Annotated in this window: 14 protein-coding genes and 9 tRNA genes; 7 read left to right on the forward strand and 16 right to left on the reverse strand. The window is 39.2% G+C overall.

From position 1 onward, the window contains the following. Positions 1-530: 530 nt before the first annotated feature. From PO903_RS01815 to PO903_RS01845, 7 genes are all read left to right on the forward strand, one after another. Positions 531-2,168, forward strand: coding sequence for a helix-turn-helix domain-containing protein (locus tag PO903_RS01815; protein WP_273592450.1), 1,638 nt, complete (start codon positions 531-533; stop codon positions 2,166-2,168). Beyond that, positions 2,169-3,953 carry a sensor histidine kinase gene (locus PO903_RS01820; RefSeq protein WP_273592451.1) on the forward strand — a complete coding sequence of 595 codons (1,785 nt, stop codon included), beginning with the start codon at positions 2,169-2,171 and terminating at the stop codon, positions 3,951-3,953. 22 nt (positions 3,954-3,975) lie between these two features. Then, positions 3,976-4,959, forward strand: a complete 984-nt coding sequence (locus tag PO903_RS01825; RefSeq protein ID WP_139129191.1) for a substrate-binding domain-containing protein — start codon at positions 3,976-3,978, stop codon at positions 4,957-4,959. 20 nt (positions 4,960-4,979) lie between these two features. After that, positions 4,980-6,263 carry an extracellular solute-binding protein gene (locus PO903_RS01830; RefSeq protein ID WP_273592452.1) on the forward strand — a complete coding sequence of 428 codons (1,284 nt, stop codon included), beginning with the start codon at positions 4,980-4,982 and terminating at the stop codon, positions 6,261-6,263. A gap of 207 nt (positions 6,264-6,470) precedes the next feature. Further along, complete coding sequence (locus PO903_RS01835; protein WP_069325689.1) at positions 6,471-7,802, forward strand: ABC transporter substrate-binding protein; 1,332 nt, start codon at positions 6,471-6,473, stop codon at positions 7,800-7,802. A gap of 104 nt (positions 7,803-7,906) precedes the next feature. Then, entirely contained in the window at positions 7,907-8,803 is an 897-nt protein-coding gene (locus PO903_RS01840) for a carbohydrate ABC transporter permease (protein ID WP_069325690.1), read from the forward strand. Between the two features lie 90 nt (positions 8,804-8,893). Continuing rightward, positions 8,894-9,745 carry a carbohydrate ABC transporter permease gene (locus PO903_RS01845; RefSeq protein WP_273592453.1) on the forward strand — a complete coding sequence of 284 codons (852 nt, stop codon included), beginning with the start codon at positions 8,894-8,896 and terminating at the stop codon, positions 9,743-9,745. Between the two features lie 142 nt (positions 9,746-9,887). Here the strand turns inward: PO903_RS01845 and glmS are convergent, their stop codons facing one another. The 16 genes from glmS to PO903_RS01925 all read right to left on the reverse strand — a co-directional run bounded on the left by glmS (position 9,888) and on the right by PO903_RS01925 (position 22,242). Then, positions 9,888-11,720 (reverse strand): glutamine--fructose-6-phosphate transaminase (isomerizing), encoded by a 1,833-nt coding sequence (gene glmS, locus PO903_RS01850; RefSeq protein WP_069325692.1) that lies wholly within the window; start codon positions 11,718-11,720, stop codon positions 9,888-9,890. A gap of 772 nt (positions 11,721-12,492) precedes the next feature. Next, positions 12,493-13,836 (reverse strand): phosphoglucosamine mutase, encoded by a 1,344-nt coding sequence (gene glmM / locus PO903_RS01855; protein WP_273592454.1) that lies wholly within the window; start codon positions 13,834-13,836, stop codon positions 12,493-12,495. 171 nt (positions 13,837-14,007) lie between these two features. Continuing rightward, a complete protein-coding gene (locus PO903_RS01860) occupies positions 14,008-15,606 on the reverse strand; it encodes a CdaR family protein (protein WP_273592455.1) in 1,599 nt (532 codons plus the stop codon). Further along, positions 15,606-16,430 (reverse strand): diadenylate cyclase CdaA, encoded by an 825-nt coding sequence (gene cdaA / locus PO903_RS01865; RefSeq protein ID WP_069325696.1) that lies wholly within the window; start codon positions 16,428-16,430, stop codon positions 15,606-15,608. Before cdaA ends, PO903_RS01860 begins: the two co-directional genes overlap by 1 nt. A gap of 306 nt (positions 16,431-16,736) precedes the next feature. Continuing rightward, positions 16,737-17,348, reverse strand: coding sequence for a zf-HC2 domain-containing protein (locus tag PO903_RS01870; RefSeq protein WP_069325708.1), 612 nt, complete (start codon positions 17,346-17,348; stop codon positions 16,737-16,739). A 125-nt stretch (positions 17,349-17,473) separates the two neighbouring features. Further along, positions 17,474-18,043 carry an RNA polymerase sigma factor SigW gene (gene sigW / locus PO903_RS01875; RefSeq protein ID WP_069325697.1) on the reverse strand — a complete coding sequence of 190 codons (570 nt, stop codon included), beginning with the start codon at positions 18,041-18,043 and terminating at the stop codon, positions 17,474-17,476. A 223-nt stretch (positions 18,044-18,266) separates the two neighbouring features. Further along, a complete protein-coding gene (ppc, locus tag PO903_RS01880; protein ID WP_069325698.1) occupies positions 18,267-21,062 on the reverse strand; it encodes a phosphoenolpyruvate carboxylase in 2,796 nt (931 codons plus the stop codon). A 378-nt stretch (positions 21,063-21,440) separates the two neighbouring features. After that, positions 21,441-21,514: transfer RNA gene (locus tag PO903_RS01885), tRNA-Gly, on the reverse strand. 7 nt (positions 21,515-21,521) lie between these two features. Beyond that, positions 21,522-21,595 (reverse strand) — tRNA-Pro (locus PO903_RS01890). Positions 21,596-21,623: 28 nt separating this feature from the next. Next, positions 21,624-21,700, reverse strand: a tRNA-Arg gene (locus PO903_RS01895). A gap of 21 nt (positions 21,701-21,721) precedes the next feature. After that, positions 21,722-21,796, reverse strand: a tRNA-Gly gene (locus PO903_RS01900). An 8-nt stretch (positions 21,797-21,804) separates the two neighbouring features. Then, positions 21,805-21,886, reverse strand: a tRNA-Leu gene (locus tag PO903_RS01905). 12 nt (positions 21,887-21,898) lie between these two features. Next, positions 21,899-21,974, reverse strand: a tRNA-Lys gene (locus tag PO903_RS01910). Between the two features lie 5 nt (positions 21,975-21,979). Further along, positions 21,980-22,054: transfer RNA gene (locus PO903_RS01915), tRNA-Gln, on the reverse strand. A gap of 28 nt (positions 22,055-22,082) precedes the next feature. Beyond that, a tRNA-Val gene (locus tag PO903_RS01920) sits at positions 22,083-22,158 on the reverse strand. Positions 22,159-22,170: 12 nt separating this feature from the next. Further along, positions 22,171-22,242: transfer RNA gene (locus PO903_RS01925), tRNA-Glu, on the reverse strand.

A 22,242-nucleotide genomic window follows, 5' to 3' on the forward strand; every position in this document is an offset into this window, starting at 1 on the left:
TATACCATGACGGAATAGAGTTTTGGAAAAAATCATAATACTCCAGCAACATATATCCCAATTCACACTCTTCCCATAATCCAAATTGTATTACTTTCGGAATAGTATCAGAATACTGCGCTAACTGTTTGACTGTGTCTGCTTCTTGTTGTCGCTGCACAACTTCATCAGATGAGAACATTCTTAATAGATATCTGTCATCCATTATATATTTCTGATCTTTGGAAAATCCTTTATGTATTTGCTTGATAGACAATGAGTCTGATTCGAAGCTGATTTCTTTTTGAAAAAAAGCGCTGAATATCTTCTAATGATATCGATTCTTCACTGGATTTTATGTGCCTCTTCCTTCCTGTTGATATAGTCACAATAGCAGTTGTCAGTCTTTTTAAAACATGATAAAGTGAACAAATTCCTACGTGATAATAACTTATAAATAAAGATACATTATATAACATACCACTAACTTTAGTTACTCTTTGATAAATATTTTGTCAAAAATGTCAGAAGCTTGGAGAGGAGAGAACCTTATGTACAAAGTGATGTTAGTTGATGATGAAGTCATTATACGTGAAGGTCTAAAGACTCGGATTGATTGGGCAACACATGGATTTGAATGGGCTGGTGACTATGCCAACGGGCTTGAAGCGCAAGCCGCTATTGTCGCTGATCCACCTGATCTGATTATTTCTGATATATGTATGCCATTTGTTGATGGATTAGAACTTGCTGAATTTGTACATGATCACTATCCAGATATCAAAATGATACTGCTAACTGGATTTGACGAATTTGAATATGCTAGAAGAGCCATTCGGTTAAAAGTATCTGATTTTATCCTTAAGCCGATTACCGCCAAAGAAATTCGTACATTATTACAACAGATTAAGCTAGAAATGGATGATCAACGTCAATTGCATAACAATATCGACCTATTACATGATCAGTGGTCACAAAGTCTACCTTTACTGAAAGAACGCTTCTGGGACAAAGTATTAACGACAGGAGTCGATCATGAAGAATGGGAACAACATCGAATTCAATTTGCTTTACCTCCTCTTGCTTCTCCTTATTATATGGCTGTGGTCGAACCTGATATCGACCATACGATAGAATATGCTACATCTCCTTCTTTGCAACATGTCTTACAACTGGATCAACAACTTTCTAGTGTGTTATCGACTATTTTACCAGCCACATTCGTTTTTGCTTCTTGTATCTATTCATCTCGCTGTGTGTATCTATTCGCTTCAACTGCTGTCGATCAAGAATCTGCATCTACAATGTCTGCACAGATCGAAGCTGTATTTCAGCAGTTGTATGCTTTGGATCATCCAGATATAACGATCTCATTTACAACAGGAGTCGGCACAGGCTGTTCGGATCTGTTAGATATTCCTCAGCAATATCAACAAGCTATCCAAGCTTTAGATTATCGCTTTCTTTTGGGAACAGGTACTCTGTTGTCGCTCTCCGATATTCAGCCGTCCTTACTCCCTTCTACAAGCTTTACCGATTGGGAAAAAGACATCGTAGCACAGTTAAGCAACAATCACCTGCTTGAAGCACAACGTGCATCGCAATATATGGCACAGCAAATGATACTACAGCGAACAACACCTACTGAATGTCGCTCACAATTTCGACAGGTCGCTAAACGCATACAAGATTGGTTATCTCATTTAGGGCTAGAATCAGTTTGGAATGATTGGATTCAGCAATCTCAGTGGCTCACTGCTCCTACACTAGAACAGATGTTGCAACAATGGAACGATGCTCTTTATGCTACATTTACTCTTCTTAACGAACAGACACAGATTCATAGCCAGCAACATATTCAAAAAGCCATCTATTATATCGAACAACACTATGCTGAAGCCCATTTATCTTTGCAAGAAATATGCAGTCATGTGCTTATGAGTACAAGCAGTTTTAGCCAAGCTTTTAAACAACATACTGAATTGACCTACGTAGAGTATCTAACACGTGTTCGGATGGATAAAGCCAAAGAATTACTGCGTTTGACTGAATATAAATTTTATCAAATTGCTGAAAAGGTAGGCTATACCGATCCCAATTACTTTAGTTCTTCATTCAAAAAGCATACAGGTACTACTCCCAAACAATATCGGGAACAGCATCGGCAAGTAAAGGAGTTGTCCCCATAAATGCTACGTGATCTATTCAGAATCTTTACCACCTGGAAATGGAAAAGCTTGACGACCAGCTTATTGGTTGCTTTTTCCGGTCTGATTCTGATCGTGATCGCGATTATCAGTCTTAACAATTACCGGTTGACTGTTGATGCCGCAGAACAGAATTCTCAGGTGTATATTCAAGAAATTATGCGTCAGGTCAATACCAATATCCAATCGTATATTGATAATATGGAAAATATCTCATTACTCGCTTTAACCAATAAAGATGTCACCTATTATATTTCGAGCAATAGCTTTATTAGCAAAAGCGATAGTCGTCCGTATGAGAAGCGGATTTCTGATTTATTTCAAAATATTCTGTATAGCCGTAACGATATCGCTTCGATTATGGTATTTGGCTACAACGGTCGCACCGTATCCGATCGCCGAATTACCGCACTCAATCCTAATATCGATCCCAAGCAACAATCATGGTATACCGATGCACAGAAAATGAATGGCAAGTCGATCGTTTCTCCGCCTCATATTCAAAATGTAATTCGGGGTGAATATCGCTGGGTGATCTCACTCAGTCGTGAACTTAAAAGCAATGATGGGATTACGCCTGAAGGTATTTTTGTGGTGGATCTGAATTTAAGTGTGATCGACGAGATGTGTAGCCAGATTTATTTAGGCAAAAAAGGCTATGTCTTTATTGTAGATGGTACAGGCAATATTATTTATCATCCGCAACAACAACTGTTATATAGCAGTCTAGCCACAGAAGAAATTCCACAAGTGTTAAGTACTTCAAGTGGTCAATCGTTTACAGTCGATGATACCAAAGGCAAACGAATCTATTCGGTACAGGATACTGGCTTAGGTTGGAAAATCGTAGGGGTTACTTACAGTGATGATCTGATCGCTAACAAATCTTCTATTCAACATTCTATTTTACTGTATGCTCTGCTAGGTATCGGAATCTCAATTGTGATCTCGTTATTGCTATCTTTACATTTAACCAAACCGATCAAACGATTACAGCGTGATATGAAGCAAGTTGAATTGGGTAACTTTCATATCCAGACTTCCCTTGAAGAAGATAATGAGATCAATCAATTAGGTCAATCGTTCAATGTGATGGTCAACGAAATCAAGCATCTGATGGATGAAACTGTCCAAAATAGTGAGCAAAAGCGTAAAGCTGAACTCTTGCTTTTACATGCACAGATTAATCCTCATTTCCTTTACAATACGTTGGATTCGATTATCTGGATGGCTGAACAAGAAAAACATGAAGAAGTGGTCGATATGACTTCTGCTCTTGCCAAAATGTTCCGTGCTAGTATTACTCGTGATCAAGAATTGGTATCGATCCGAGTCGAAATCGAACATATTCGTCAGTACCTGTTTATTCAGAAAATGCGTTATCGTGAGCAATTAGATTATGTATTTGATATTCCTTCACATATTTTGCACTATAAAACTGTCAAAATTCTACTTCAACCTTTTATCGAAAATGCGATTTATCATGGCATTCGTAGCAAGACGACACCCGGAATCATTTACATTTCAGCATGGCAAGAAGACGAGCAATTGATTTTTGAAGTGCGAGATAATGGATTGGGGATGACAGCCGAACGATTAGCTGAAGTGACTCAAGGACCGGTAGCTACGAATACACAACATGGTATCGGAATTGGCAATGTGAATGAACGGATTCAACTTTATTTTGGAACAACGTATGGAATGACGATGACCAGTGTACTTGGCGAAGGTACCATCGTGACGATCCGCGTACCTGTTATTTTATGAAAAAGAGAAAGTGAGATTGCGTATGAGGAATCAACGTATCATCTGGTGGATCGCTATTTTATTAGTCGCAGGAGCGCTTTATATTATTAGTTATTTTGTCTGGTTCACCTCAGCTCATGAAGAAGAAGGAACGATTATGATTATTCTGAAGTCCAATAGTCCTCAATCGGATTTCTGGCAAACCGTACGTAGTGGTGCTGAAGAAGCAGCCAAAGAAAAAGGAGTTCAATTTCTAGTCTCTGGCCCTCTCGATGATACAGATATCAATAGTCAGTTAAATGCTCTTCAAGACGCACTGACTCTTAAGCCACGTGCTGTTGTTATTGCTCCTTTGAATGATCAACGTGTACTGAATGGGATTACTCGTCTACAAAATGCCCATATTCCTGTAGTGGTGATGGATACGCCTTTACCTGTAAACAATGCGCCTTCTTCTGTTTCTAGTGATCATGTGCAGATGGGGATGCAAGCAGGGAGAATGGCGGCTTATCAGACCAATAGTGCACCTTATGTAGCGATTATTGGCGATTATCAATCTTCTAGTATTTTCAAAGCACGTGAACAAGGAATTAAGCAAGTATTGGGCGCAGTAGCTCACAGTCACACCACGACATACTATTCCGGAGAATCAGAACAACTAGCCTATGTACTCACTACCAAATTACTTGATGAATACCCTAGACCTAATGCATTGATCGTTATGAATGAACCTATTGCAGTCGGTGCTGCTCGTGCACTCAAAGAACGTCACCTGGATTCGATGATGTTTATCGCTTTTGATAGTTCTTTTTATGAGATCGAATTGCTAGAGGAAAAAACGTTAGATGCTTTAATTGTACAAAAACCTTTTAATATGGGGTATCTGGCTGTGCAAAAAGTTCTTACCGATTCCAATTCTCTAAGCAGCCAACACTCTATCACGATGATTCCTTCGACAGTGATTACACCAACAACAATGTATACGCCTGAAAATCAAAAATTACTATTTCCTTTCTACGAAAAATAAAACAGAAAGATGGTTAATCTATGCGATCAAATCGTTTGATTGGGATAACGCTTAGTAGTTTATGCTTGATGTTGCTGCTCAGTGCCTGTACATCATCTGCGGTTGCTCCTGCTCCTGTGGGCACTACCGAGCAACAAGCCGTGATCCAATTTGTAGCTGCCGAGTATAGTTCAAGTACCAAGCCTTTACTGGAAAAGCTGGTTCGTAACTTTATGCGTGAAAATCCTTCGATTACAGTAGAGCTACAAGTGGTCAATTGGGATCTAATCGACGGCGTATATACATCGATGATTAGTGAAGGACATCCGCCAGACTTACTGAATATGAATATGTATGCTCGCTTTGGACATGATGACTTACTCAACAATATGGATGATCTAATATCCGATGATCTTAAAAATAAACTTTCACCTCATTTATCCAAGCTTGATCGTATTCAGGGGAAACAGTATGCGATTCCTTATGTAGCTACAATTCGCAAGTTGTATTACGAACAAAATCTTTTTCAACAAGCCGGTATCACTCGTTCTCCACAGACATGGTCACAATTGACGCAAGATGCAATCAAACTCAAAGCGATTGGAGCTTATGGCTTTGGTGTCGATTTAACCGATAATGAAATCCCTGCTTATTTATCGTATTTCTTTTTTGGTGCAGGGGGAGGTTGGATGAAGAACGGAAAATGGGATATTAATTCTCCACAAAATGTTGCCGGACTTACGTACCTCAAGCAATTATATACACAAGGATTAACCGATCCTGAACCGACTGTTACCATTCGAGATGAAAAACAACGTATTCTCGGTGATGGGCAATTAGGCATGATGATCAGTGGCAATTATTTTGCTTCTGTCACAGAACGTGAATTTCCAAATACAGCGTGGGGTAATGGGGCCATTCCGGTAAAAGACGGTCAGCCTCCAATGAATTTTGGTGTGCAAGATGTGATGTTATCATTTAAAACAGATCATACGAATAGAGAAGCTTTATCTACCTTTTTAGATTATTTATACAATGATGAGAATTATGAAGAAATGATACGGCAAGAAGGCATGATTCCAGTAACCACTACGGTAGCGAGTAAATTGTCTTTGGAAGATCCTATCATGGAAGCTGATATTCAGCGATTGGAAAGTGCATACTTCTATCCACTTCAACAACCGGAATGGGGAGATATTATGGCATTAACTCGCAAAATGGGTAATGCTATTTTATACAATGGTGTTACTCCACAAGCTGCACTGAATCAAGTACAACAATACGCCGAACGACAGCAAACACTCTATCAGATCCCTACTCAGTGAAATATATCACATATATAACATAGTAAGTAACTATATTTAACCTATAATTAACGAATAAAACTCATATCTCGTAAAATATTCAAGATTTAAAATAATATATTCAATATAATCTTACAATCAAATCCTTTATGATAAATGAAGACGCCAAATCGTTGCAGGACTAACATTTAGCGTGATTTAAATTATCAATAGGGGGTTTGATTTTTTATGTCATGGAAAAAAAGGTTATCTGTATTAAGTGCAGCGGCATTGCTGACTGTATTTACATTATCAGGTTGTGGTAGTAGCAACGATGCAGCAAGTGGAACGGCAAGCACAGGAACAACAGCTTCATCAGGTAAAGGACTGACAGGAGATTTTGAAGTTCAATATTTTGTAGGTGGTTATGGTGATGCCTGGTGGAAAAAAGTCGTCGAGGAATTCCAAACCGCTAACCCCGATCTGAAGATTAAAGTCAGCGCAGGACCGAAAATCAACGATCAAATGAAACCCCGCTGGATAGGTGGTAATCCACCTGATTTTGTATATATTGATGGTGCGGGTCTGAATGCTCGTCAAATGATTGAAGACGGACAACTAGAAGACTTAACCGAATGGTACAAAACAGCCAAAACCGTTGATGGTGATCTGATCTCTGAATCTCTTACTCAAGCACCTGAAGATTACAGTGGTAAAACTTACAATATTCCACTCGCTTTAAGTTCATGGGGTATTTTCTGGGACAAAAAATTATTCGCAGATAATAATTGGAAAGCACCAACAGACTTCGATTCTTTTGTCGCTGTAAGCAAAGAGATTAAAGCTAAAGGTATTACGCCATTTATTCATACAGGGATCTATCCTTATTATATTAACAACTCTATCTTGTATCCAGCGATGGTGTCTGCCAATAATGATGATTTCTCTATTTTGCAAAAAATAGCTGCTAATGATCCAGAAGCATTCAAAAGCCCTGCTGTGATGACAGCACTGAATCAGATCGTCACGATGCGAGATGACGGTATTATCGATCCAGCCGCTGTGCAGTTAAATCATACCGATTCTCAAATGCTATTCTTGCAACACAAAGATGCTTTTATCGCTAACGGATTGTGGATGCCTAATGAAATGTCCAAAGATGTCCCTGAAGGGTTCGACTTTGGATTTATGCCATCTATTACTCAGAAACCCGGTGGTAAATCTATTGCAGTTACTTCTACAGCTACAGTAGGTGTCGCTGCCAAAGCCAAAAATAAAGAAGCCGCTTATGCTTTTATCCAATTTATTTTCGCCAAAAAGCAAGCTTCACAATGGGCTGAATTAAGTGGTGCTCCTTCTAATATCAAAGGAGATATCAGTGCTTCTAATGCGCCTGCTTTTGTAAAACAAGCCGCAGAATACCTGAACTCTAAAGATACCATTGTCGTACCTACCATTACGTTCAATGCTGATGTAGAAAAAGCAATGAATGACGCTACAGTCGCATTAACGATCGGTACTATTGATCCTAACGGATGGATTGAACGCGTATCGGCTGCCGCTCAAAAAGCAGCTAATTAATATCTATTAACTACAGGAGACGGCCCGATGCTTATCATCCGGTTGTCTCCTGTTTTACTTTTAGATATTAAATAGGCGGGATCGAAGAAAAGGATGGTGTACTTATGACTTCACGACATTGGCAACGGAATGTATTTATTTTAACCTTTATTTTACCTACGCTTATTCTATACTGTCTGTTTATGGTCTACCCGATTATACAGGCATTATATTACTCCTTATTTGACTGGTCAGGTTCTTCTGAAAATAAAGACTTTATCGGTCTCAAAAACTTTGTCGATCTGATGCATGACCCGATTATGTGGCAAGCGATCGGTAATGATTATTTCCTGGTTGCTGGTAAAATGATCGGCATTATGTTGTTAGCTACTTTTTTTGCAGTATCATTAACTCGCTTCCGTCTCAAATTCGCTTTATTTTTCCGCTCTATCTTTTTTATTCCAAATATCATTTCTGTTGTTGTTATCGGAGTATTATGGGCATTTATCTATAATCCACAGATCGGTTTTCTCAATTCGATTCTTTCATTGATTACAGGCACTGAAGTCAAAACAGCATGGTTAGGCTTTCCTTTTCATACGATCTGGATGTTATTACCGCCTTCGATCTGGGCAGGTATTGGTTTCTATATGATTTTGCTGATTGCAGCGATTCAAGGTATTCCTGAATCGTATTATGAAGCTTCTTCACTGGAAGGTGCAGGGCAGTGGCATCAGTTCACTCATATCACGCTACCGCTGATCTGGGAACAGATCAAAGTATCAGTACTGAATATTATGATGACTACGCTCAATGGTTCATTTGTGATCGTTATGATTATGACCAATGGGGGTCCGGATAATTCGACGCAAGTTATGGGTTCTTATCTCTATCAAATGGCTTTCCAACAATTCCACTTTGGTTATGGAGCGGCAATTGGTGTTGTCATTTTGATCATGTCGTTGATTACTACCGTAGCGTTACAGCGTATTATGCGTCAGGAAACAGTCGAAATGAATTAATAGAATTACCCTAATTGATGTAAATCACATTATTCAATCGGTCTGACTCCACATCGCGGGTTATCAGAGCGTTAATCAAGGAGGAGTTCGATGGGCAGTATTATGGGTATTCGTCATCCTATTATTCGTATCTTTTTCTATCTTATTCTAGGTGCTTGGAGTATTACCGTACTCTATCCACTACTATGGACATTGCTCGATGCACTCAAAGATAACAAACAATTTTATGCCAACCCTCCATGGGCGTTACCGGATGTTCCTTTGTTATGGAGCAACTTTACGTATGTATGGGAAACGTATAACTTCGGTAAATATTTTACAAATTCATTAATCGTCACACTGGGTTCAACTGTTTTAGGCTTAGTCTTATCAGCGACTACAGCTTATGTACTGGCTCGTTATCCATTTAGAGGTAGTAACGTATTGTTTCTTTTATACATCAGTTCAATGATGGTTCCATTTAGTCTGGCATTGATTCCATTATTTTTCTTAATGAACAAGCTTAATCTGATTAATACTTCGATCGGTTTGATTCTGGTATATGCCACTACATTGATCGCTTTTGGGGTATTTGTGCTCGTTGGCTTTTTCAAAACATTACCGAAAGAATTAGAAGAAGCCGCAGCAATTGATGGTGCTTCTTACTTTGGTACCTTTTTTAGAGTCATGCTTCCCCTTTCTCAACCCGGACTTGTAACAGTAGCTATCGTTAATATTCTAAATATCTGGAATGAGTATTTTGTTGGACTGGTATTGGTCAATGATCCTGATCATTATACACTCCCAATTGGTATCGCTGTAATGCAAGCTGAGATGCAGTATCGTACAGAGTGGGGTCCACTATTTGCAGGATTGTTTATCAGTATTATACCGGTATTGATTATGTATATCTTTTTCCAACGTCAGATTGCTAGTGGGATTACCGCAGGTGCTGTGAAGTAATTACTATAATCGAATCATTTAATATGTGATTATGAGCAAAAAAAAGCCGAGTCAATATCAGGAATGAACCTGAATAGTACTCGGCTTTTTATATGGTTAAATCTTATTTTGTAGAAAATTAAGCTTTAATCACTCGGAAATACTACTCTACCGTTACACTTTTCGCAAGGTTACGTGGTTTGTCCACATCATGCTCAAGTGCTAGTGAAGCGTAATAAGCTAACAACTGCAATACAACTACAGACAATGCTGGAGTCAATAATGGCAATGTTCTTGGAATCGATAATACTTTATCTACCGATTTCATTAGCTCTTCACGACGTTCTTCATAACTCACAACCATCACTTCTGCACCGCGAGCTTTCACTTCTTTGATGTTGCTTAGTGTTTTCTCAAGCACATCTTCTTGTGTAGCTAGCGCAATTACAGGAATACCTTCTTCAATCAAAGCAAGTGTACCATGCTTCAATTCGCCTGCTGCATAAGCTTCTGAGTGGATATAAGAAATCTCTTTTAATTTCAGAGAACCTTCTTGTACTACCGCATAATCCACACCACGTCCGATAAAGAACAAATGTTTATGTTGAGCGATATGCTCTGCATATTCTTTGATGATCGGCGCTTGTGTTAATACTTGCTCTACTTGCTCAGGTAATGAATCCATTGCTGCAAGAATATGAGCGATTTCTTCAGTAGTTTTCGTTCCACGAATTTCAGCCATATATAGACCCAATAGGTAGAAAGCAATCAATTGAGACGTGTACGCTTTAGTAGAAGCTACAGCAATCTCTGGACCTGCTAATGTAGCAATAACATCATTGGCATCACGAGCAATCGAACTACCCACGACATTCGTTACAGCAATAACATGAGCACCATTTGCTTGTGCTTCACGTAGAGCCGCTAATGTATCTGCTGTTTCACCGGATTGACTCACTACAATCACCAAAGTGTCTTTAGCAATGATTGGTGAACGGTAACGATATTCAGAAGCTACATCTGTTTCTACAGGAATCTTCGCTAGGTTTTCAATAATATTACGTCCTACAAGACCTGCATGATACGCTGTACCACAAGCAACGATCTGGATATTACGAATATTTTTAATTTGTTCTTTAGTTAATTTCAAGTCTGTGAAATGAACACCTTTACCATCTTCATTGATACGACCAAGCATTGTATCACGGTACGCTTTAGGTTGCTCATAGATTTCTTTTAACATGAAATGATCGAATCCGCCTTTTTCTGCGGTTACTGCATCCCAATCGACATGGAATATTTCCCGAGAAATAAAGTTGCCTTCAATCGTCATCAATTCTACTGCATCTTCAGTCAATACAGCCATTTCGCCATCTTCCAAAATGTACACATCACGTGTATATTTCAAGATTGCAGGAATATCGGAACCAATAAAGTTCTCGCCTTTACCTACGCCGATAACAAGCGGACTTGCTTGACGTACAGCGACTAATTTATTAGGCTCATATTCTGTTAATACGCCAAGTGCAAAAGCACCACGCATAAATGTTACTGCTTTTTGTACAGCTTTAACGATATCTCCGTCATATTCGCGAGCCACAAGGTGAGCGATAACTTCTGTATCTGTTTCCGATACAAATACAACACCAGAAGAGATCAATTCATCTTTAAGCTCCAAATAGTTTTCAATAATTCCGTTATGCACAACAGAGAATTTGCTTGTTCCATCTGTATGTGGGTGAGAGTTAAGGTCAGATGGTTTACCATGAGTTGCCCAGCGTGTATGTCCAATCCCTGCATTACCTACCAAAGGATGATCTTCTAATTTTGCTTCCAGGTTTGTCATACGACCCAAAGCTTTAACCACTTGCAATCCTTTACTTGTAAAAACAGAAATCCCCGCTGAATCATAACCACGATATTCTAACTTGCGAAGTCCATCCACCAAAATAGCTTGCGTATCTTTATTCCCAATATATCCAACAATACCACACATCGTTGTATTCCTCCGTTCGAATGTTCGTCTAATGACGTGAATTGCACATTAGAACAAGAGTCAGGGATATACAGATCATGACATTAGAATAGGTATGCACTGTGTTTTATCTCTGAACCATATTTAGTTTGGAGTCCTAGGATTGATCACTTAATCAATCATTTAGCTTTCAATGTACATTCTATGTGATGCTGTTATCCTGCTCATGCTCTATGCACATTAGTAATTTTTTTGAAAATAGTCGTTATCTTATGCTGATCATTCAGCTTTGTGTGTATACATATGCACCAAACAGAATCTTTGTCGCAGAGATCACTCCCTACTTTTAAATTCTGCTTCACGGTTTGATGCGTCACCGGGAGGCCCCCGCCGAACATTCGAACACCTCCACCTCGTCAGCTTGATCTAATTTCTCCGTAGCGATCAAGCTCTGGCGCTTAGTGAATCTTTATGCCTACCTCTATCCTCACTTTCTATATTTGAGTACGTTAGATTTCATTTACATTACATTTACATTACATTTGGTAACTTGTACATTATATCTATTAATCTTTTATAAAACAATGATAAAAATCTGACAAAATACTCACAAATCAATTTCAGTCATTCTAACCAGCTATTTTGTCACAGCCAAGCCTCTTACTATTTAACCTTATTCCTTGATCTGACGCATTATCTTCTATAAAAAAGGTCACTAGAATCGATCTACTGAACAGCATATATCTGCCCATAATATCGTCATCTAGTAACCTTCTATTCAAATATAAATGATTTACACGACTAATTCTTTTTTAACTACATCTACAATTTGGTCTACATATTGCTCTAATTCATTTTTGTTTGGACCTTCAGCCATAACACGAATAAGAGATTCTGTTCCTGATGGACGAACCAATACCCGACCGTTATCGCCTAATTGATCTTCGACTGATTTAACAGCAGCTGCAATAGCAGTATTGCCTTCATAACGTGCTTTGCTTTCTACACGTACATTTACCAGTACTTGCGGATATTTATCCATCATTGATTTGAGTTCGCTCAATGATTTGCCAGAGCCTACTAATGTATCTACTAATTGTACTGCTGTTAAGATTCCATCACCTGTTGTAATATAGTCGAGGAAAATCACATGACCGGATTGTTCGCCACCTAGCGTATATCCTCCACGTTTCATTTCTTCCATCACATAGCGATCGCCTACAGCTGTAATCTTCGTTTCCAAAGAAAGAGCTTTAGTCGCTTTGAAGAAACCGATATTACTCATCACAGTGGATACAATCATGCTATCTTTCAATTTACCTGCACGATTCATCGCATCTCCGCAGATACAAAGGATATAGTCACCATCGACTTCTTCCCCTTTATCATCAATCGCAATAAGACGATCTGCATCTCCATCAAAAGCAAGACCGATATGTGCGCCATGACGAAGAACTTCTTCTTTTAACTTTTCAGGATGAGTAGATCCACAGTGATCGTTGATATTCAGACCATTAGGTTCTGCTGCAATCGTAATGACTTCTGCGCCCAACTCTTTGAAAAAAGTAGGTGCCAATTCGTAAGCTGCTCCATTTGCACAGTCCATTACAATTTTCATCCCTGCAAAAGAATGAGTGATTGTAGATTTCAAATGCTCCAAGTACTTGAATTTAGATGTATCGTCATTAATAATTGTTCCAAGTTCTGCTCCGACCGGACGTGGCAATGTATCTTCTTTAGTATCCATCAAAGCTTCGATTTCAAGTTCAGTTTCGTCGGTTAATTTAAAGCCGTCTCCACCGAAAAATTTAATTCCGTTATCTTCTACCGGATTATGCGAAGCTGAAATCATTACACCTGCATCGGCTTTCAGTAGACGCGTAATATAAGCTACTGCTGGTGTACTCACTACACCCAAGCGGATGATATGTGCACCGATTGATAATAATCCAGCAACCAATGCAGATTCCAGCATCAGACCAGAAATACGAGTGTCCATCCCGATGACTACTGTCGGTTTCTCTGCTCCATGAGTAAGTACATACCCTCCACAGCGTCCGATCTGATAAGCCATCTCTGCTGTTAATTCTTTGTTAGCAACGCCTCGTACACCGTCTGTTCCGAAATATTTACCCATTATTTATTGTGCTCCTTATTATTGTTCAAATTATAATTTCTATGATTGTAGCAACTTCGTTTACGATATTGTAGAAAATACATCTTATAGGACAGGATACAACCCAATAGACAATCTTATCCTTTATACGCTGACCCCATCATAAAGTCAATACTATACGTTATCTATGACTTATCGGTACGTACTGGGAAAAACAGCTTTTGTATTGGTAGCCGCCTCTGATGTTGTACCATTACTATTACTATTGCTATTACTGTTATCTGGAGGAATCGTTGTTGTCCCACCATTCTCTGCTCCGGCAGATCCGTTGCTTTCAGGATTCTGTTCAGGTGTGGTTCCTTCTGGAGTGGTAGGCGTTTCTTCTGAAGGAGTTGTCGTTTCCGGGTTACTTGTATCCGGTGTTGTCGTTCCACTTGTACCCGTACCTGAATCAGTCCCACTACCTGTACCATCGGTAGTATCTGTTCCTGAATTATCCGTATCCGCCGGATCCTTTGGCGTTGTAGTATCTGTTTTTTCGCTAATCGTCACTGTAACTGTAGGTGCGCTAGCTGGATCAGATAGAGCAATCGTATCTGGCAAAATCACTTGTACAGGAATTTTATACGTGCCTGGCTTTCTGCCACTAATATTAGCCGACACTTCAATATCAGCTGGTTTTAAAGCTTCTAGCGCTTCAGGTGTACCTTTAACATTGAGTGTCACCTGCTGATTAGCTGGATCTGTAATCACATTGGTATAGTTCTCACTAGCCCCTTTAAAGATCACTGGAATATTAGCAATATCTTTTTGTGAGAAAGCTTCCGCAGTAATTTTCACTTGAACTGTAGACGGCGCTATTCGATCAGCACCCTCAGGAATATCTAACTTCACTGTTAGATTTGTTGTCCCTGCTTCTTTGATCGATCCTAAATCTACTGTGGCTGTAATCGAATCTCCTAACGCCGCTAGCGATTTCTCTGATCCATATACAGTCACTTCGTTCACACTTGCTTCTGTATTGGCTAATATCAGGCTCTTAGGAAGTTCACCGGTATAACTAAGATTGAGAGGTAAAGTCTTCACAGACGTCCCTATAGGCACTTCTACTTTGACACTGGCTGGTGAGACGACAGCATCTTTGATCACAGATCCATCTTTGGCATAGACCACTAGAGATACAGTTTTGGAGACGGTATCCGTTGCTCCCTCAATATTGACCACACCTTGAACTTTTTGCACATCTTCAAGTCTGCTTTGAGGTAGTGTAACCGTCACTTTGTCTGTTCCATCTGTAATCACAGGATTGCCTGCTTGATTACCTGTAGCCGGTTCTCCTTGAGTTACAATTTCCGGTTCAAAAGCGTTGGATGTTTTTTCTTCTATCGTGACTTTAACTGTACTTGGACTCATGGATACATACTGTACGCTGGCTGGTAGTTCAGGAATTAAAGGTAATGTCACTGTCCCTGCTTGAGTAACTTGACTGAGATCTACCTTCACTTTGTAGCTCTCTGATGAGAAATATGAAGTCAGATCAGACTGCTGTCCTCTTACCTGAATACTCACCCGTGTCGGATCAAGCGACTTGAGTACATATTTATCTTCATCAAATCCATACGCTTGAACCTGTACATTATCAATCACATTGGTTCCCATCGCTGAAGAAACGGAGGTTGTACGAATTGAAGCGGCTCCTCCATCCAGATGGACCATAACCCACAGTAGTATACTTACAACCAGAGCCAATACTTTAGCAACTGTGTTGTTATTGATCCATTTATCCATCATTACTGCTCCCCTCCTTTACGTTTCCAGAACGGGCTTTTTTTCTCTTTTGTGGTTACTTTTGGTTTCAATGCATCATGCAATTTAGAGATCAATGATTCTTCATGGATATCACGAATAACTTGTCCATTCATAGCCAGTGATACTTGACCTGTTTCTTCCGATACAATCAGAGATACGCCATCGCCAACTTCACTAATTCCTATAGCTGCACGATGCCTTGTTCCTAATTCCTTGCTTATAAATGGATTCTCAGACAGTGGTAAATAACAAGCTGCTGCTGAAATTTGTTGACCTTGTATAATAACAGCTCCATCATGTAGAGGGGTATTTGGAATAAAAATATTAATAAGCAGTTCTGAACTCACCATCGACTGCATTTTGATTCCCGATTCCGTATACTCATTCAGACCTGTTGTACGTTCAAATACAATAAGAGCTCCTATTTTGCGTCTGGATAGATAATGAACTGCTTTGATCACTTCGTTGACCATCTTGGTGATCTCTTCATCATCCGCTAACGTTCGACCAAAAATTTTACCTCGACCTAATTGCTCTAGTCCACGTCGCAGTTCGGGTTGGAAAATAATAAATATCGCCAGTACACCAAACGTAAACGCCTGATTCATTAACCATTTCAATGTATACAAATCAAACCAACTACTAATTGCCCAGATAAATACAAGCACCAAAATACCTTTCAGTAATTGTACAGCTCGTGTACCACGAACCAATAGAATTAACTGATAAATAATATAAGTGACGATTAAAATATCAATGATATCTTTGATCGAATCTTTCCAGGTTAAGCTCGTAAAATAATCCATACTGAAACCCCCGTCATGTTCTATCTAGTGGACCCTTAATCTATTATTTTCCTCATGACTGTATATACAGAAAGTAGGTTTTGTATAAAAGATTACCCAAACCTGCCACCAAATGCGCAATAAATCTATTTTTATGAATTATTTGTACTGATCCTAACTATTGTTTAACAAAATACTACTATATCTAGGGTATAACGATACTTCTATCGTTGCAACCTACTATTTTCTTATTGTACACGTTTTATAAGCACACACGCAAAAAGACGCCTTCTTTAAAAGAGGCGCCTTTCAGGCAATAATCACAAATCAAGGAGAGGCGACTTCAGAAAATACATTTGCGATTTTGTACCAAACCCAATCTACTGATTGATTAATACTTTGAACTTGTCCAGAAATATGCGCTGTACTTGCTTGGAAGATACCACCATCAATCACAGTAACATTTCCTTCTACATCGCCATAAATCTTAGCCTGTCCTTTTTCTATCGTTAAATTACCAGCGATCGTGCGACCTTCCGGTACAATTACAGAATTTCCTTCAATAACCACTTGATCCAAATCTGTGCCTTTGACAATCATTTCCGGGCCTTCATTCCATAATGGAAGTGTTCCGAGCAAAATAATAAAGAAAGCTGCCGCTGCTGTTAATGCAGGATGTCGTTTTAGCCAAGTCCACCAAACATGTGTCTGTTTAGACTTGGGTAAAGACTGCATGATTCGAGCAGTGAGCTCATCAGATACTGGCGGCTTGCGGTGATTTACGGCGAAAAGAAGCATATCTGTTTGTTCTAACTGTTTAAATGCTACACGGCATTCCGAACACTCAGCCAGATGTTGCTTCAATTCATCTGTTTCTTCATCCAGTAAGTCGCCGTCTAAATATTCGTGCATCAGTGAGACGGCCAGTTTGCAATCCATATGAGCCAATCCTTTCTGTTCAAATACTTTTTCAACACGTATAACCAAAAGGAAGCTGTTGAAACAGCTTCTACCTTCTTAAATACGAATTGTATTTCAATGGGTTTCACAATTTCTAATTTAATTTATAGTTTGGGTTCTAATTTTTTACGTAAAAATTCTCGACCACGGTGAACACGTGTTTTGATCGTCGTTACAGGCATATCCATAACTTCACTAATTTCTTGTAACGACAACTCTTGTAAATACCTCAATACCATAACGGTCTTATATTTATCAGGCAAAGAATCAATCGCTTGATGAATCAATTGTTGCGTTTCTGACAGTAAATATTCACTTTCAGGTGTTCGTTCATCACCAGGTAAAAGAGCATATCCATCTGTTCCATCTTGATCATTTAATTCGGCATCTAAGGAATAACTAGGTTTACGCTTACGTAACCGATCTATACACAGATTAGTCCCTATTCGGTAAATCCATGTAGAAAACTTCTGTTTCTGATCATATCGATCTAAGTTTTTATACACCCGTAAAAAGGTTTCTTGTACAACATCTTCTGCTTCATGACGGTTACTTAGCATCCGATAGCCCAAATGAAAAATTTTATCTTTGTATAATTCAACGATTTCGGCAAAAGCACGCTGATCTCCTTTAAGCGCTAGTTTGACCAATCTCGTTTCTATATTATCCACCATCACTCCCCCAGACTTCGTACCCTATATGTATGTGTAGCAATAGATTTATTTTACAATCCACTACAAATCGTAATTCAATCAAGCCAAAATTGCAATCGTAATCCTGCGAATTTTAAACTTTCAGACAAAAAAAAGCCGGAATATATCATTATTTGTAGCCATAATGTATATTCCGACTATTCTAAGACTTATTTTACGATTCAACTAAAGATAAGATGTAACATCAACCCGTATTACGAAGTCCTGCTGCAATACCATTGATAGTTAACAATACTTCACGTAGCAATTCTGGATTATCTTCATCTTGCTCACGAAGTTCACGTAGCTCATTGAGCAATTGTACTTGAAGATAACTGAGTGGATCTACATAAGGATTACGTAAACGCACCGATTCCTGAATAACAGGTACATTATCCAAAATATCTTGTTGATGAGTAATTTTAAGAACAAGATCACGAGTACGATTGAACTCTTCTTGAATCAATCCAAAAATACGTTCACGTTGCTCTTCATCTTTATACATGCCTGCATACTCTTTAGCTATAATCAGATCTGCTTTAGCAATAGCCATTTGTAGCGTATCCACTAATGTAGTAAAGAATGGGAACTCTTTATACATTTCTTGAAGGACAGCCATATTTTCTTCTTTATCTTGATAGAAGTGTTGAATACCTGTTCCAGCTGCATACCATGCAGGCAACAAGTAACGACTTTGCGTCCAAGCGAATACCCATGGAATCGCACGCAAATCTTCAAATCGATCACTATTTTTACGTTTAGAAGGACGAGAACCAATATTAAGTTCGCCTACTTCAGGTAGTGGTGTAGAACCTTTGAAGAAACTCATAAAGGATTCATCACGGAAAATAAGATCTTGATACTTATGGAGTGACACTTCCGAGATGTCTTCCATGATTTGTTCCCACTTCTTATTGTTCTCCCCTTCAGGTTCTCCTACTTTAGCAATAATAGCTGAAGTGATCAGAGCTGAGGTAGCTTGCTCTAGACTACGATAAGCAATACCTTGTAAAGAATAACGAGAAGAAATCACTTCACCTTGTTCTGTGATTTTGATACCGCCACCTACAGTATGAGGAGGTTGTGCCAAAATACTACGGTTTAGAGACATGCCTCCACGTCCCAAAGCGCCTCCACGTCCATGGAAAAATTTAAGCTTGATATCATACTCTGCACCCATCGCTGTAATCTCATTCAAAGCTAGACGTAGTTCCCAGTTCGCTGTCACTACTCCGCCGTCTTTATTACTATCCGAGTAACCAAGCATAATCTCTTGCAAATTATTCATAGCTGCAACCGATTGACGGTAAGCAGGTAAATTTAATACTTGACGCATAATTTGTGGTGCTGCATGCAAATCATCAATCGTTTCAAATAAAGGCACTGCTTGAAGTGTAGAATGAACTGTACCATCAGGATCTTGACGGAACAGACCTACTTCTTTAGCAAAGATCATCACTTCAAGAATATCACTAGCGCCTTGCGTCATACTGATCAAGTAACTAGAGATACAGTTTGTACCAAATTCTTTTTGTGCTTTGAAAATAGTACGGTATACAGCTAGACACTCTTCAGTGCTTTCACTGTAATTTAGGTATGTTGATGTCAAAGGACGAGGATCTGTTAGCAACTTACCAAGAAGTTCAATCTTTTCCTCTTCACTAAGCTTAGAGTAGTCCTCTACAATTTTCATACTCGCTAATATTTCAGTCAGTGCATTCTCATGTTCTTGACTATGCTGACGAATATCTAACGTCGCTGTATGAAAACCAAACAGTTCTACCTGACGAATCAACTTTTTCACATATGTATTCGCCACATAATCTGCATAATGATGACGCAAGCTTTGATCAATCACTCGCAAATCTTCTAAAAGTTCACCCATATGACTATAACTTTCGGCTGTCCCTTTTTTAGACTCATCTAATATATTATTTAATTTACGCAACATATAAGCGATTTTAATACGATAAGGTTCATTTTCATTATTCCAGCTGAACTTCTTATCAATCGTTACATGGAGACGATCTTTTTGAATAGAAGATAACAATTCTTCAGATACATCAATAATAGTTGTACTGAAGCTTAATGATTTCATCAAGTCTGTCAAAATACGTTGATATTCCCGAATCGCAAGGCGGCGCTGCATCTGTAATGTTTTCCAAGTCACATCTGCTGTAACAGAAGGATTACCATCACGATCTCCACCAATCCAAGAACCAAAACGTAAAAAGCTAGGTACATGCCATTCATGCTCTGGATAGTACTTACTCAAAGAGCGTTCTAATTCCTGATACAACTCTGGCAATACATCAAATAAAGTCTCATGGAAATAATACATCCCATTACGCACTTCATCCAATACAGTTGGCTTACGATCACGTAACTCATCGGTTTGCCATAATGTAATCACTTCGTTCAATAACTTTTCACGTAATTGCTCGCGCTCACGGAAAGTCAGTGTAGGATTGTCTAAAAGAGTAACGTCTTCTGAAATACGTTTGTGGATATCCAAAATGGCACGACGCATCGCTTCTGTAGGATGAGCTGTCATCACCAATTCCAACGAAAGGTCAGCCAAAATAGCCTCTACTTCGTCTGCAGTAAAGTTTTGTTCTTTTAATTCTTGAACAGCACTTTCCATAGAACCAGGTTGAATCGTTTCTCCAGCAGAACGCTCATAGTCACGTTTACGACGAATACGGTGGTTCTGTTCTGCAATATTCACCAATTGGAAGTAAATCGCAAAAGCGCGTACTACTTGGTGTCGATTATCAGAATCCAGATTTTTGATAAGTGTTTTGAATTCCTCAAAAACCTCAGGTAAAGCTACTGCACGCAATGATTTACTTAGCTCACGAATTTTTTCAACAATATCCAAAAGTTCCTGTCCGCCTTGATGGACAAGCACCTCACCTAGAATATTCCCCAAAAAACGTACATCTCGCCGCAGCAAGTTGTTAGAATGATTTTTACTAGCATTCACTGTCAACTCAGACATGCTCTTCCTCCTATCTTTCACCGGTGTCAATTCCTCTATATGTTAACATCTTCTTAACATCATACAACAAAGCTACACTGATTACTTTAATTAATTTTGAACTTATGAATGATTATGCAAACTTTTAACCAATCAATCACAATGAAAATTGACACCTGCCCTAAAAGCATTTTGTCAACTATCGTATTCGTTATTTTACATCAATAGAGAGAATATATCTCTTCTTTTAACATAGTATTTCCGTCGACAAACGAATAAATTAAAGTGAAAAAAGTACAACATTTATAGAACAGGATCTACATGATTCCATAGCTATGATAAGTTTTTTATACTTATATATAGCAAAAAAAGACCGTTTCCGGTCTTTGAATTAAAAAATGGAGCGGGTGATGGGAATCGAACCCACGCTATCAGCTTGGAAGGCTGAAGTTCTACCATTGAACTACACCCGCAAAACGATCGGGATGACACGATTTGAACATGCGACCCCCTGGACCCAAACCAGGTGCTCTACCAAGCTGAGCTACATCCCGTTATGCGTTTATTCACTTTTAGAAAAAATGGCGCGCCCTAAGAGATTCGAACTCCTGGCCTTTTGATTCGTAGTCAAACGCTCTATCCAGCTGAGCTAAGGGCGCAAATAAAACCTTGTAAAAGATTGGAGCGGACGATGGGAATCGAACCCACGACCCTCGCCTTGGCAAGGCGATGCTCTACCGCTGAGCCACGTCCGCAAAACCTATGCGCGTGGAGGGACTTGAACCCCCACGTCGTGAAACGCTAGATCCTAAGTCTAGTGCGTCTGCCAATTCCGCCACACGCGCATGTAAGAAAAATGGTGAGTCATGAAGGGCTCGAACCTTCGACACCCTGATTAAAAGTCAGGTGCTCTACCGACTGAGCTAATGACTCATAAATGGCTGGGGATATAGGATTTGAACCTATGCATGACGGAGTCAAAGTCCGTTGCCTTACCGCTTGGCTAATCCCCAATAAAGTGAACGTGTTATTTAAGAAAAATGGTGGAGATTGACGGGATCGAACCGCCGACCCTCTGCTTGTAAGGCAGATGCTCTCCCAGCTGAGCTAAATCTCCAAGAAGTAAATATGACCCGTAGGGGACTCGAACCCCTGTTACCTCCGTGAAAGGGAGGTGTCTTAACCACTTGACCAACGGGCC

It is taken from the genome of Paenibacillus sp. PK4536 (genome assembly GCF_028594455.2).
Taxonomy (GTDB): domain Bacteria; phylum Bacillota; class Bacilli; order Paenibacillales; family Paenibacillaceae; genus Saccharibacillus; species Saccharibacillus nuruki.

What these genes read in the sequence shown, in the direction of transcription:
- PO903_RS01815 (WP_273592450.1), top strand. Translation starts at nt 531, where the DNA reads ATGTACAAAGTGATGTTAGTTGATGATGAAGTCATTATACGTGAAGGT.
- PO903_RS01820 (WP_273592451.1), top strand. Translation starts at nt 2,169, where the DNA reads ATGCTACGTGATCTATTCAGAATCTTTACCACCTGGAAATGGAAAAGC.
- PO903_RS01825 (WP_139129191.1), top strand. Translation starts at nt 3,976, where the DNA reads ATGAGGAATCAACGTATCATCTGGTGGATCGCTATTTTATTAGTCGCA.
- PO903_RS01830 (WP_273592452.1), top strand. Translation starts at nt 4,980, where the DNA reads ATGCGATCAAATCGTTTGATTGGGATAACGCTTAGTAGTTTATGCTTG.
- PO903_RS01835 (WP_069325689.1), top strand. Translation starts at nt 6,471, where the DNA reads ATGTCATGGAAAAAAAGGTTATCTGTATTAAGTGCAGCGGCATTGCTG.
- PO903_RS01840 (WP_069325690.1), top strand. Translation starts at nt 7,907, where the DNA reads ATGACTTCACGACATTGGCAACGGAATGTATTTATTTTAACCTTTATT.
- PO903_RS01845 (WP_273592453.1), top strand. Translation starts at nt 8,894, where the DNA reads ATGGGCAGTATTATGGGTATTCGTCATCCTATTATTCGTATCTTTTTC.
- glmS (WP_069325692.1), bottom strand. Translation starts at nt 11,720, where the DNA reads ATGTGTGGTATTGTTGGATATATTGGGAATAAAGATACGCAAGCTATT.
- glmM (WP_273592454.1), bottom strand. Translation starts at nt 13,836, where the DNA reads ATGGGTAAATATTTCGGAACAGACGGTGTACGAGGCGTTGCTAACAAA.
- PO903_RS01860 (WP_273592455.1), bottom strand. Translation starts at nt 15,606, where the DNA reads ATGATGGATAAATGGATCAATAACAACACAGTTGCTAAAGTATTGGCT.
- cdaA (WP_069325696.1), bottom strand. Translation starts at nt 16,430, where the DNA reads ATGGATTATTTTACGAGCTTAACCTGGAAAGATTCGATCAAAGATATC.
- PO903_RS01870 (WP_069325708.1), bottom strand. Translation starts at nt 17,348, where the DNA reads ATGGATTGCAAACTGGCCGTCTCACTGATGCACGAATATTTAGACGGC.
- sigW (WP_069325697.1), bottom strand. Translation starts at nt 18,043, where the DNA reads ATGGTGGATAATATAGAAACGAGATTGGTCAAACTAGCGCTTAAAGGA.
- ppc (WP_069325698.1), bottom strand. Translation starts at nt 21,062, where the DNA reads ATGTCTGAGTTGACAGTGAATGCTAGTAAAAATCATTCTAACAACTTG.